The sequence below is a fragment of the Desulfovibrio sp. genome (assembly GCF_034006445.1).
In the GTDB taxonomy this organism is placed as follows: Bacteria; Desulfobacterota; Desulfovibrionia; order Desulfovibrionales; family Desulfovibrionaceae; genus Desulfovibrio.
Window position 1 is genome coordinate 33,253 of the sequence record NZ_JAVESS010000010.1, and the last position, 12,953, is coordinate 46,205.

General features: G+C 57.5%; 10 protein-coding genes. 6 read left to right on the forward strand and 4 right to left on the reverse strand.

Features of this window, described 5'->3' with window-relative positions; all coding sequences use genetic code 11:
* Positions 1 to 242: 242 nt before the first annotated feature.
* The 6 genes from RBR41_RS09580 (at position 243) to RBR41_RS09605 (ending at position 8,192) form a co-directional block, all read left to right on the forward strand.
* Positions 243 to 2,303, forward strand: a complete 2,061-nt coding sequence (locus RBR41_RS09580; RefSeq protein ID WP_320352341.1) for a TonB-dependent receptor — start codon at positions 243 to 245, stop codon at positions 2,301 to 2,303.
* A gap of 492 nt (positions 2,304 to 2,795) precedes the next feature.
* Positions 2,796 to 3,851: an ABC transporter substrate-binding protein gene (locus RBR41_RS09585; RefSeq protein WP_320352343.1), complete on the forward strand. Its 1,056-nt coding sequence runs from the start codon at positions 2,796 to 2,798 to the stop codon at positions 3,849 to 3,851.
* The gene (locus tag RBR41_RS09590; protein ID WP_320352344.1) at positions 3,838 to 4,845 is read left to right on the forward strand and encodes an iron ABC transporter permease; all 1,008 of its coding nucleotides are present in this window, start codon (positions 3,838 to 3,840) and stop codon (positions 4,843 to 4,845) included. The genes RBR41_RS09585 and RBR41_RS09590 overlap by 14 nt, the downstream gene beginning before the upstream one ends.
* Positions 4,842 to 5,600 carry an ABC transporter ATP-binding protein gene (locus RBR41_RS09595; RefSeq protein ID WP_320352345.1) on the forward strand — a complete coding sequence of 253 codons (759 nt, stop codon included), beginning with the start codon at positions 4,842 to 4,844 and terminating at the stop codon, positions 5,598 to 5,600. Before RBR41_RS09590 ends, RBR41_RS09595 begins: the two co-directional genes overlap by 4 nt.
* Complete coding sequence (locus tag RBR41_RS09600) at positions 5,597 to 6,595, forward strand: energy transducer TonB (protein ID WP_320352346.1); 999 nt, start codon at positions 5,597 to 5,599, stop codon at positions 6,593 to 6,595. The genes RBR41_RS09595 and RBR41_RS09600 overlap by 4 nt, the downstream gene beginning before the upstream one ends.
* Before the next feature lie 10 nt (positions 6,596 to 6,605).
* Positions 6,606 to 8,192 (forward strand): bifunctional metallophosphatase/5'-nucleotidase, encoded by a 1,587-nt coding sequence (locus tag RBR41_RS09605; RefSeq protein WP_320352347.1) that lies wholly within the window; start codon positions 6,606 to 6,608, stop codon positions 8,190 to 8,192.
* A gap of 1,236 nt (positions 8,193 to 9,428) precedes the next feature.
* Here the strand turns inward: RBR41_RS09605 and RBR41_RS09610 are convergent.
* The 4 genes from RBR41_RS09610 to RBR41_RS09625 all read right to left on the reverse strand — a co-directional run bounded on the left by RBR41_RS09610 (position 9,429) and on the right by RBR41_RS09625 (position 12,951).
* Positions 9,429 to 10,256 (reverse strand): class I SAM-dependent methyltransferase, encoded by an 828-nt coding sequence (locus tag RBR41_RS09610; protein ID WP_320352348.1) that lies wholly within the window; start codon positions 10,254 to 10,256, stop codon positions 9,429 to 9,431.
* Entirely contained in the window at positions 10,247 to 11,020 is a 774-nt protein-coding gene (locus tag RBR41_RS09615; RefSeq protein ID WP_320352349.1) for a DUF364 domain-containing protein, read from the reverse strand. The genes RBR41_RS09610 and RBR41_RS09615 overlap by 10 nt, the downstream gene beginning before the upstream one ends.
* Positions 11,013 to 11,582, reverse strand: coding sequence for an FmdE family protein (locus RBR41_RS09620; protein WP_320352350.1), 570 nt, complete (start codon positions 11,580 to 11,582; stop codon positions 11,013 to 11,015). The genes RBR41_RS09615 and RBR41_RS09620 overlap by 8 nt, the downstream gene beginning before the upstream one ends.
* Before the next feature lie 559 nt (positions 11,583 to 12,141).
* Entirely contained in the window at positions 12,142 to 12,951 is an 810-nt protein-coding gene (locus RBR41_RS09625) for an energy transducer TonB (RefSeq protein WP_320352351.1), read from the reverse strand.
* Positions 12,952 to 12,953 lie beyond the last annotated feature (2 nt).

Consider the following 12,953-nt stretch of genomic DNA (forward strand, 5'->3'; position numbering starts at 1 on the left):
AAACTCTGGTATCTCACGTCTGTGTACTGATAAATGCATAGTTAATGACTATGTTTTTATCGGAAATTTCTTATGTTCACGTTTTTAAAAATACCGATACCAAGTTGCGCATTGTACTCTCCATCTGTACTCAAGTACTACCAAAAATTTTATTTGATTGGAGATGTTCTGTTGAAGCGCACTGTACACTGCCTGGGTGCTTACAGTGTTATATTTCTGTTATCTCAATAACCGGAGGGCATATGAAATGTAGGCGCGTGGTATCCCTGCTCGCTATTCTGCTGTTGCAGGCAAGTGGAGCATGGGCACAGGAGGAGGGGGCAACAGAGGTTTTGTTGACGCCACTTGAGATGACAGAGCCAAAAAACACCATTGACCATATCACCCAGACAGATATGGAAAGAAAGACGGCCACAAATCTGTGGGAAGCACTCAGGGGAGTGCAGGGCGTATATCTTCAGACAACAGGGGCCCGCAATGAGGGTACCATTGGTATACGTGGCTCAAACCGGTATCAGGTCGGCATGTATATTGACGATATTCCCATTGCCACTGCGTACCGCAATGAATGGGATTACAATAATACCCTGACCTATGGCCTTGAGTCTGTAGACATCTCAAAAGGGTACAGTTCGCCCCTGCTTGCAAGCAACAACAACCTGGCTGGCGTGGTAAACCTGCGCACTGCAAAACCCAAAAAAGAATTTGAATTTTCAGCGAAATACATGAATTTTTTTGATCGCAGAATGCATGATCAGGGCCGCATGGCTGCCACCAGCATAGGCACGCGGCAGGAGCTCTACTACCTGAAAGGCACCTTTGTGTATGACAACCAGGATTTTTTCACCCTGCCCGAAGGGTTTGACGCCGCACCCTACCAGGGCACGGGACGTCGCAAAAACTCCGACCACAGAAATCTGAGCGCCAACATCATTGGCGGCTGGACCCCCAGTGATGATGTGGACATCATGGTGGGCTACATGCGGCAAAGCTCCAGAAAAGGCCAACCCTTTGACGCAGCCGAGCTCCGTAAGGGGTCGGATCTTCCCTTTAAACGCTCGTGGTACTGGCCGGAATATGAAACCAGCCGTCTGTACACCAACGCCAATTTTAATCTGAGCAGGCAGGCCCACCTCAAGGCCGTGGTGTACTACGACTCGCATCAGGACAAGTCCGAAAGCTATACCGACATAGCCATGACCAAAAGGGACGGCGCTGATAAAAAGTATGATCAGTACACGCTCGGCGGGCAGTTGACTTTTGACTATGCCTTCAACGCGGCCAACAAGCTGGCGCTCTCTGCTGGCTACCGCATCCTTTCGCATAAAGAGTATAATGATTACGCTGTATTTGATGACACCGGACTGCCCGCCAAGCAAAAAAAGAAAAAGGCCGACGTCGGCGAGCAGCTGGATGAGCGCATTTCGGAAGGGTACTGGGATCTTGGCGCGGAATATACCCTCAAGCCCATTGAGCGCCTGACGCTTGTTTTTGGCACGAGCCTCAGCACCTTGACCCCCATGACGCTTGAAAGCCGTGACCATACTACAGATGCCATGAATTCTTATAAAAAAGGGCTGGACGATACCAAGACCCTGTTCAACTACCAGGTGGGCGCGTTCTACGACCTTACCGAAAAGCATGAAATTTTTGCCACCTTTGCCAAAAAATCCCGGTTCGCCACCATGCGCGAACGGTTCCTGAGAATTGGCGACGCTCCTGCCAATCCCGATTTGAACCCCGAACACGCTTATCATTACGAGCTTGGCTACAAGGGCCTTGTCAGCGACTGGCTCAAGCTCAACACCAGCGTGTACTACAGCGACGTCAGCGACATGATCACGTCCAAGGGGGTCAAGCCGAACATAACTTTTGAAAACCTCGGCAGGGCCACATTCTATGGCTTTGAGGCAGGGGCTGAGGCTGTTGTCAATCAGTACTTCAGCGCGGGCGCTGTGTTCAACTACATGCGTTGGAATAACTGCTCCAATGATGATAAGATTGCCCAATTGCCTGAAATAACAAGCACTCTTTATGGCGTGATCACTCCTCTGGAAGGGTTATCCATCATTCCCCAGCTCAACATCAGCAGCGGCTTTTACTGGAATACCTCCGCTGCTGACGTCCCGTACAGAAAGTCTCCCAACTTTGCCACTGCGGATATCAAAGCGGTGTATGACATCAACAAGAACTTCTCGGTGGAAGCTGGCGTGAAAAACCTGTTTGACCAGGAATATGCGTACAGCGCCTATTATCCGGAACCGGGCCGGAGCTATTTTGTGGGCGTGAGCGCCAATTTCTAGGGAAACGCTGATTTATTCCATTTGGCGGACTTGCTTCACTTTTTTGAAACAATCGAGGACGGAAGAGTCCACTCCTGCTTCAAAAAAGATCGCGCCTTGCCAAAGGAAATACCAGCGCGTTTCCAGGAGGCTCTTTAATCAGTGCTCCCCTAGAGCATTTAACACTTGAAATGCTCGCGTACGGCAGGCAAAAGCCCGCCTGCTCGCATTTCGTGGCAAGGATTTTTCAGAAAAATCCTTGCAGAGCATTTAACTCATTTCATTCGTAAACTGCTCTAGCGCTGATTCAGATATGCTTGACGTACTGTGAACACTGCCGCTTCAGCCGTTGCCATGCGTGTAACGGCTGAAGCGCATCCTGCGTTCATAGAGGTAGCCGTACCGTGAGCACAACGTCGACGTAACATCGGCGCAACGTAGGGCGCAAAGCGCCGGTCTGGCTCTCCCTTTGCCAGAAGACGGCCGGAGCGACATGCCGAAAGGATGGTGACTGTGCAGATTCGATTACTTGCCTCAGGGCTGCTTGTGCTGTTTGTCATGCTTGCCATGCCTGTCATGCCGTGTCGCGCCGGAGCGGCGGCGAGTCCTGCTGCCGTGACTGAGAGTGGGCCAGAGGCAAAGGATGCGCGCAGCGTCTATTGCGCCACCCCGCCTTCCACATTCACGCTGTACGCCTTTGCGCCGGAACTGCTGGCTGGCTGGAATACGCCCCTCAGGGATTATGAAAAAAAATTCATTCCCGCCCGGTACCACAATCTGCCGGTGCTGGGCGGCTGGTACGGCCAGGGCTTCATACCCGACAGGGAAATGCTGCTGGCCAGCGGCATCAAAAAAGCCTTTTACCTGTCCATGGGCCCGCACGACCGCCTGCCCATTGAAAAGACCCTGACCAGCCTTGGCATGCAGGTAACCAGCGTGCCCGGCGCGAGCATGGCGGACATGGCCACCTGTTTTCTGGATATGGGCCGGGCCTTTGGCCGTGAGGAGCGTGGGGCGGCATTGGCCACCTATGCAGAGCAGACGCTTGAAAAAGTGTCCCACGCCATGCGGGATCTGCCCAGTGAAAAATGGACAAGGGTTTATGTGGCCCTTGAGGCTGACGGTCTGGCCTCCGTCTGCCGCAAGTCACAGCGAGCAGAGGTATTTGCCGCCGCCGGGGCCCTGAGCGTGCACGACTGTCCGCCCGGAACGGAAGAATCCTTTTTGCGCGTGACCTTTGAGCAACTGATGGCCTATGACCCTGAAGTCATACTGGTTTTCCATCCGGCGCTCATGCGCCGCATCCCCACAGACCCCAAATGGTCGTCCCTGCCCGCCGTGCGCCAGGGCAAGGTGTACTTTATCCCGCGCGGGCCGTTCAGCTGGCTGGAGCGTCCCGCCACCTACATGCGCCTGCTGGGCGTGCAGTGGCTGGCAAACAAACTGCACCCCGACCTCTACCCCGTGGACATCGCGGCGGAGAGCAGACATTTTATGAAACTTTTTTTCAACCTGGAGCTTGATGACGCCCAGGTGAACGATTTTTTTGATCCCTATGGCACATTCTAAAAAAACCCTGCTCATACTGAGCCTGCTTTTGCTGGCGGCCATCGTGTTTGCCCTGCCCATGGGCCGTTACCCGTTGGCCCTGGGCGATCTGTGCCGCAGCCTGCTGGACGCGTGGGCAGGGCGGCCCCTGAATGAAGAGCAGAGCCGCCAGCTTTTTTTGTTCTTTGACCTGCGGCTGCCGCGCATTGGCGCGGCCCTGGTGGTGGGAGCCTGTCTTTCCGCTTCGGGTACGGTGTACCAGAACATGTTTCAAAATCCCCTCGTATCGCCGGGCATACTGGGCGTGCAGCACGGAGCCGCTTTTGGCGCGGCCATTGGTATAGTGTTTTTTTCTTCCTGGCCGCTCACGCAGGCTTTTTCCTTTACTGGCGGCGCGCTGGGCGTGGGGCTTTCGCTCTTTTTCGCCTGGCTTTATCCCAGAGCGCGCTTTCTGGCCCTTGTGGTGGGCGGCCTTGTGAGCAGTTCGTTTTTTGTGGCCCTGACGTCGCTTGTGCAGTATGTGGCCGACCCCAACCGCCAGCTGCCGGAACTTGTGTACTGGCTTATGGGCACGCTGGCCCGCACGGAACCGCGCCAACTGGCCTGGAGCACCCCCCTCATGCTGGCCGGGCTGGCCTATATCTGCCTCAATGGCAAGGCGGTGAACGCGCTTGCCATGGGGGATGACGAGGCCCGCGCCCTGGGCGTGCAGAGTATGGGCATGAAGCTGCGCCTTATCGGCGCGGCCACCCTGATCTGTTCGCTTACCGTGGTGCTGGCCGGGGTCATCAACTGGGTGGGGCTGGTCATCCCGCATGTCATGCGTTTCATAATCGGGCCGGACAACAGGGTGGGCCTCACAGCGTCAGCCCTTGGCGGAGCGCTTTTTGTGCTGCTCACAGACACGCTCATACGTTCTGTCTGGACAGTGGAACTGCCGCTGGGCATTGCCACATCGCTCATCAGCATGCCGCTTTTTGCCTTCAGCCTGTGGTACGACTGGAAACGGCGATGATAGAAATTCATAATCTTACCGTCAGCTATCACAGCGCCCCTCCGGTGCTGAAAAATATTTCCCTGCGCGTGGACAGGGGCGAGGTGGTCAATGTGCTTGGCCCCAACGGCTGCGGCAAAACGACGCTGCTCCGGGCGCTTCTTGGTCTTTTGCCCTCTCCGCCCGGCAGTATCTTGCTGGACGGCCGCCCTCTGGAAACAATCCCGCGGCGCAGTCTGGCCCGCAGCCTTGCCTATGTGCCGCAACAGCATACCGGGGTTTTTGGCTTTCAGGTGCTGGATGTGGTGCTCATGGGCCGCACCGTGCGCAGTCCCTGGTTGCGTTTTTCCGCCGAGGATCGGCAACAGGCCATGGCCGCGCTGGAAAAAGTGCGCCTGACCCATCTGGCGCACAGGTCGTATCTGGAGCTTTCTGGCGGGCAACGCCAGATGGTGCTGATTGCGCGCGCCCTGGCTCAGGACTGCGGGGCACTTGTGATGGATGAACCTGTCACGGGACTGGATTATGGCAATCAGTTTCATCTGCTTGACCTTATTGGCGAACTGGCCGCATCTGGGCCAGCCATCTTGCTCACCACGCACCATCCGGAGCAGGCCGTCTACCTTGGCGGGCGGGCCGTGCTGTTGAAAGACGGCATCCTGGTGGCGGATGGCGCTGTGGCATCGACCATTACCGAAGATCAGGTGCGCAAGTTGTATGAACTGCCGCCCAGGGCTGAAGCGTGGATGCGCCTGACCGGGACCAGTGCGCCATGAGCCATACAGATGTTGCAGAAGCCGCCATTGGCATGCCCCAGGCTGCGCAGGAGCGCGGCAGGCCGGTAATTTTCGGCAATGTGCTGGTCTTTCTGCTTTCTTTGACGCTCCATACGGCCGCGCTCGCCGCCTTGTGGTTTCTGGCTGTTCCCGCATCGGGCGCGGGACAGGGCGGGGGAACGGACGGATATATCACGGTCAGCCTGCTGGGCGGGCTACCGGGCGATTCGGGCGGCGTTGGCTCCGGAGCCGTGCCGGCCAATGCCGCCGATGCCGCAGCCTCTTCCGCAAACGAATCAGAACCCTCAGATGCCAAGGCTCATGAGTCTCCTTCCGTCACGCCTGTTCAGGAGACTGTGCCTGCCGCTGATCACGTTACGCAGCATGCAGAGGCCGACCAGGCCAAGCCTTCTCTTCCAGTGACGGACGCGGCTATTCCTGTACGCACTGCAAAGCCCGTTCCCAAAGACAAGACCCCCAACCCGCCCGCAAATCCCGCCGCCAACCCGCCCGCAAATTCCGCCGCCAAAAAATCCTCGCACGAGCAGGCGCGGCCAGCCAGCGCTGGCACGGCGCAGCAGGGTGAAAAGGCTTCAAGCCCCGGCCATGAAGGGGGCGGCATGGCAGCGGGCCGAGGCGGCCAAAGTAGCGGGCAGGCAGGACAAAAAGGCGGTGGAAGCGGCGGTGAAAACAGCGCTGCCGGACAGGGAGGTTCCGCCGGATATCTGAAAGGAAATTACGAGTACATCAAAAGACGTGTCAGGCAGTATCTGGTCTACAGTCCGCAGGCCAAGCGTATGGGAATTCAGGGTATGGTGACCGTGTCGTTTACCATCCAACAGGACGGCAGGGTCAGGGATGTTGCGGTCAGTAAAAGCAGCGGTTACCCTTTGCTGGACGAATCCGCCCTTGAAGCGGTGCGTAGTGCAGCCCCCTTCGCAGCGCCGCCGGAGTCGGCGCGCGTGATCATGCCCGTGCAGTTCAGCCTGAGGTAGCGAGGTAGCTATGGTTATTGCAAGAATTCTGCTTTCTCTTTTTCTGCTGGTTTGCTCCGCCGTTCCCGTTCTGGCGGATGTAAAAATATTTGTTACCAATGATGTTCATGGCTACGTGGCCGACAATCCAGAAAAAAAGAACATCGGCTATGCCCGGCTCAAGGCCGTGGCCGATGGCGCGCGGGCCGAGGGCCATACGGTGTTTGTTCTGGATGCGGGTGACGCCTTCAGCGGCAGCGCCTTTGCGCAGATCGACCAGGGCCGCAGCGTGGCAAAGCTTATGGGACAGGTGGGCTACCGCGTGCTCACGCCGGGCAACCACGCCTTTGATTACACCCTGTCTGAAGGCCCATTGTACTACGGCAATGAGTTGCTGCGCCTGGTGCGTGAAAACAGCCCCGGCAAGGTTGACGCCGTGGCCGAAAACCTCACGTACAAGGGGGCCGATCCTCCCGGCATGGTCACAAAGCCTGTGGTCATTTATGATGAAACAGCGAAAAATCCACAGGGCATGCGCGTCATTGTCACTGGCGTTATTACGCCATATTCCGTGAAACCCAGCTTGCGTCAGGCGCTGGCGGACTACGACTTCGACTTGAAGCCAACCCCCGAGGCCACCAAAAAAACCATTCTTGACCGGCTGACGCAGTCTCTTGCACCGTATGACAGGCCTCAGGATGTGGTCATCGTGCTGAGCCACCTTGGCTATGCCGGGCCCAAAGGCGACAAGGACGGGCGTATCACCGGGCCTGATGTGGCCGCCGTGCCCAATGTGGATTTTGTGGCGGACGGGCACAGCCACAAGGCTGTGACCCCGAACCGTGACTACGGGGCAATGTACGCCAACGGCGGACGCTATCTTGAGCATTTCATGGTGATCACCCTTGATGGCAAAAAGGGCGACATGGCCCTTAAATCATACGCTGACGTGGCGGAAGTCGTGCCGGACAAGGCCATGACGGACAGCATCCGACAGCTTGATGCCGCACAGGGTCTTGAGGAAGTTATCTTCACCTCCCCTGACGACAGTGTTTTCAAGGACGGGCATTTACGCAAGGACAGCACGCCCCTGGGGCGCCTTATTTGCGAGAGCATGGCAAAGGCTGCCGGAGCCGCCATTGCCCTGCACACTCCCGGCGGCATACGCGCGGGGCTGCCCGGCGGGCCCGTGCACCGGCGTGACCTGCTTGATGTTTTGCCCTTTGACGACCGACTTGTTGCCGTAGACATGACAGGCAAGGAGATTGCCGGTGTGTTCACGCGCGGCATGGGGCACGGCGGGCGTGGCTTGCCGCAGTTTTTCGGGCTTGATGTATGGGCCTGGCGGGATGAAGACGACAGCCTGCACGTGGCCGGGTTGCGCCTCACGAACGGGGATTCGCTCCAGCCGGACAAACAGTACCGGGTGGCCCTGAACGGATTTATGGCCAGAAATATGAATCTGCCCACAAAGAAAGATCGTGGAAACCTCGTGGATGCTTTGGAAAAACAGTTGAAACAGGGTGTTGATGTGGAGGCCCTGCGGGCAGGCAGGAATTTGTTTGTTTTTGCGGACAAGGCAGCGGCGGAGGCGGCCTGGAAGGCCGGGAACCGTTAGTAGGGGTAGCCTGCGAGGGCGGTATTTTTAGTGGAAACTATCAGTCCGGCTGGTGTTATTTAGAGGCGGCGTTCAGGCAGCTATGGATCGGTAGGAATTTTGGGGGCTGTTCTTAGTTTGAGTTTGGGCCGCCTGCGCGGCGGGCGGCAGAGGCGGTCGCAGACCGGGATTTGATCGCTGGGCTATTGTGCTGGCCGGGATTTTGTAGAGGCGGCGTTCAGGAAGGGTATAGGCCGGTAGTATTTTTTTGGGCTGCTCATTACTCTGGTTTGGGCCGCCTGCGCGGCGGGCGGCAGAGGGGGGCTGGCAGACCGGGTTTCGAACGCAGGGCTATTGTGCTGGCCGGGATTTTATATAGGTGGCGTTCAGTGCAGGGTATAGACCGAACGTAATTTTTGGGGCTGTTCTTGGTTTGAGTTTGGGCCGCCTGCGCGGCGGGCGGCAGAGGGGGCCTGTTAGGGGCTGTGCCCCTCCGAGGCCCCCTCTGCACTCCCCCCGGACGACCCCCAAGGTTCTCAATTACCCTAACGTGGCGAGGGCTGCGCGGCTTTTGCTGCGGGAGCTTCCTCGCTCCGCTCGGCGATCTCCCTCCGCGCCGCGCAATGCCATCCACAAGTTTGGCTGTGGTTCAGCCAGGCAATCGCTTGCCATCAACGCGTTTGCTGTGGTTCAGCCAGGCATAGCTTGCCATCAACGCGTTTGCTGCGGTTCAGTTCGGGCAGGCACTTGCACTCGGCGCAATGCCATCCACAAGTTTGGCTGCGGTTCAGTAGGGGCGTCGCTTGCCATCCACGCGTTTGGCTGCGGTTCAGTTCGTGTAGTCGCTAGTCCTCCACGAGATTGCTGCGGTTCAATTCGGGTAGTCGCGGAGTCATTCAGTGCAACGCCATTGGTGGGGTTTGCTGCTGTTCAGAACAACGGTGAGCAAGCCATCCGGCGCAATGCCATCCACAAGTTTGGCTGCGGTTCAGCCAGGCAATAGCTTGCTATTCACAAGTTTGGCTGCAGTTCAGCCAGGCAATCGCTTGCCATCCACGAGATTGCTGCGGTTCTGTTTGGACAGTCATTTGCACTCGGCGCAATGCACCTGCAGGTGTAGCTACGGCCCAGACTGCGGGGCTGTAAATCATCCGGCGCGATGGCATAAAAGCAGTACTCCAGCCCCGATATCTGCGTTTACGCCTGTGCTGTGGCCGGATTTGTCACAGGCAGGGCTGACTTGTGGGCAGCTTGCGGCTATACGCTCCAGAACATGAGGGCGGCCTTTGCCTGCACACTTTCCCGCACCCGACCGTCACTGCTCAGTTCCGCCAGTTTACGGGTCAGGCCCTCCTTTTGCTGCGGGCTAAGCGGCCCCATGCTTTCAAAGAAGCGCAGATACATGAGTTCCGCCTCTTCAAGGCTGCAGTCGCTTTCCCACGCGCGGTCCATATATTCCACTTCGGGGTAGTATCCCATCAGCCAGAGCAGATTGAAGGCGCAATAAAAACTGCGGCTTACGCGCTCCTTGTGCGCGTCCCAGTCCACCAGCGACTTGAGTTGGTCGCGCACCGAGTGGCAGGTATCAACCTGGCTGATGATGCAGCAGGAGCCGCAAGAGGCCGCGATCATTTTTTCCAGGGCAGCCTTGTCGTTGACTGCCGGAGTTCTGGAGGCAAGAACCAGGTGAAACCGGTTGCGCCATCCCAGGGCGTCCAGATCGGCAATGCTCCAGTCCAGCACCTGAAAATGCGCCTTGTCGCACCCGTCCCGCGCGGCGTTTTCCCTGGCGAGTTCTATCATGGCGGGGGCAATGTCAAAGCCCTCCACGCGACCCACCAGAGGAGCCATCTCAAGCGCGTGGCTGCCAGGGCCGCAGCCGATATCAAGTACAGACGCCGACGGGTCAAGCCCCGCCTTGCGGGCTATGTGCTCCACAAGCAGACGCCTGTGTTCGCGTGAGGCATCACCCCGGATGTGGTCGTTGAACGAAGGCGCGCGTTTGTTCCAAAAATCCGCCATGCCGGTTCGCTCTGGCTGGTAGTCCACCCAAAGCGCTTCAAAAGTACGCATGGTTAGTGGCATGATTCAGCCACCATATTTACCTTTTGCCCACCGTGCCCAAAAATGGCTTCACAGTTGTCGTTCTTGAGGGATGCGCTCATCTTTTCAGCGTCAACCACAACCAGACCCGAAAGGGAGCGCACCCCGTGCGAGAAAAGCAGAGGGTTCATGGGCGTGCTGGGGCCCACCATGTATACCTTGGCGTTGGCGCTCAGTTCCAGCAGCCTGGTGATGGTCTTATTGATAAAGGTGGTGCCGGTAATAAAAACAAGATCTTGCTGTGGCAAAATATATTCCGCCGCAGTGTCCGGCAAATCCCCGGGTTGGGGCTGACGCTCAAGTATTGAAAGTTCACAGTGCTGGCGCAGCCGCCCAAGACCGGGAAAATGCCCGACAACGGTTACTTTTTTGCCCTTTGCCTCTGAAAGAAAAAAGTCAAAGGCATCCCCGTGGCGATTGTCCAGCGCCGTACGCAGGGGGCTTGGCTCCACAAGAGCCAGGGTATTGTTGGCGGCGTTCAGGGCGGCAAGGCCGATGGAGGCGGCGTTGAAATCCCAGGACTTTATTTTTTCCGCTATCCGGCGCAGAGGCTGGCCCACCATGTCATGACAGGACTGGGCAGAGTCGGACGCACCCGGAGCAGGGGGGAAATACTGCGCCATCCCTATGCCGCCGCTGTCTGTCTCCACCATGAGCCAGTGTTTGCCGCAGGTGAAGGATTTGACCAGAGCAGTGTCGGGCACAGAGTCAAGCAGTGCGTCATACAAAAACCAGCGGTTACTCATGGCAGACCTCAAGTGGGCGATAGTAAGCGCCATCGGCGCAGGCGCGGCAGTATGTCTTGCCGTCCCGCAAGACTTCCTTGCAGTCCAGCACATCCTCACCACAGGCGGCGCAGGTGCATACGCGAACTGGCGGGCCGGGCAGTTCGCCTTCCGGCATGTCTATGTGTACTTCCTGCCATGCAAAGATGTCATCATCAGTGTACTTTTCCCAAAAGGCTATCTGCTCCTGTTTGGGAACATCGTGGGGAGGACGGTCGGATGTGGTCACGTGTACCCTGACAGCCCGTCCGCTCTTAAGGTCAAGAAAAGACATGGCGGTTTTGCCATATCCATAGACCTTGACCCGCCTGCGGCCCAGAGTCACGCCTGTGACCACATGGGTGGCATCGGCCACGCATCTGTCAGTTTCCAGAAAAATAACAAGATCCCGCAGGTTGTCTTCGGGTTTGAGATCAAGCAGGCGCAAGGCCATAAGGGACATGCGGATGCCCAAGACCTGCCCGCTACAAATGTGACCGTGGTACTTTTCAGCCTTTTCAAGGAATGGTGTGATGTTTGTCATGGCCATACTGTAGTTGTGGTGTATGATATAGTTGCATAAACCTGACCTGTGACACGGAGCCTGTCAATGTATTATGGGGGGTAAGTGTGTACTCAGTATTGTTATAACATTGCTTACGACATGTCACGTCTTTGTTAAATTTTAATAGTCACGCTTTTTTAGTAACCGAGACTATTGTGTGGACGGATGACATAGTCATTCCATTGGCTTTTTCAAAGGAGCGTGCGCTGCCCCTTGTGGGCTGGGGAAGATGTGCGTTGCAATGGCGTGCTGCCTGCAGGAAGGCTGTAGTTGGAGCCACTCAGCACAGACACATTTGGAGCGAAGTATGTTTTGGGGCGTGAATTCTCTACGTTCAAGGCATGCCCGTTACGGCGCTTGAACTCGCGGATAACCAGCGTTGACGCTATCCGGCGAACGCCAGCAGGGAACCGACGCTCTGCGCCATACTAAAATACAAGAAGAGTTTTCGGGGGGGAGTGTGGGGGAGGAGCTCTTTTGCAAAAGGCCCCCCCCGCAAGGCATTTCAGGCTATCTGCGGCATGACGCCATGGAGCGCTTACCGCAAACTGAAGATGAAGGGCAGTTCCACCAGGGTATTCACTGGCTGACCCTTGAGTTTGCCGGGGACAAAACGCATGTTTTTTGCCGCCTTGAGCGCCGCTTCCTCGAAATACCCGTCCGGCGTCGCGTTGACAACTTCACAGTTGCGGGGCTGGCCGGAGGCGTCCACCACAAGGCGCACCTTGACGGAACCCTGAATGTTCATGCGTTGGGCCCTGGCGGGGTATTCCGGTTCAACGCGCCGGGTAATGCTGGGGCGTTGATCCAGTACATCGCAGGCGTAGGCGTCAATCCCGCCCACGGTGCGCGGCTGCGGCCCTGCTGGTGCGGTTGCCCCTGCCTGAAGTGCCGGGCCAGCCGTGGTGCCTGTGGCGGCCGAGGCAACCGTAGTGGTCGGGACGGCAGGAGAAGGCTGTGCTGCCGGAAGGGAAGGCTGCTCAGGCGTGGCTGCTTCCTTGGGTATGGCTGTTTCGCTCTTTTTGGGGCTGATCTTTTTTGCTTCCGGCTTCGGTGGTACAGGTTTGGCGGGGCGGGCATCCGGCTTTGGCTGCGCCAGTTCCGGCGGAGGCGGCGGAGACGGCGCGGGCTTTTCCGCCACAGCGGGCGCGGCAAGCAAGGTGGGATCTGCAGACACGGCAGGCGGCGATCCAGCGGCCGGAGCAAACTCGGCAAGCGTCACACGGTAGACCCTTACCGCTGTGGGTGGCGCTTCCCTGCCCAGCAGCAGCAAACCGCCCAGCAGCAGCGCGTGCATACCCAGGGAAAGGGCCAGGGCCACGCCACGTATGCCAGACAGTGTCGTCATGG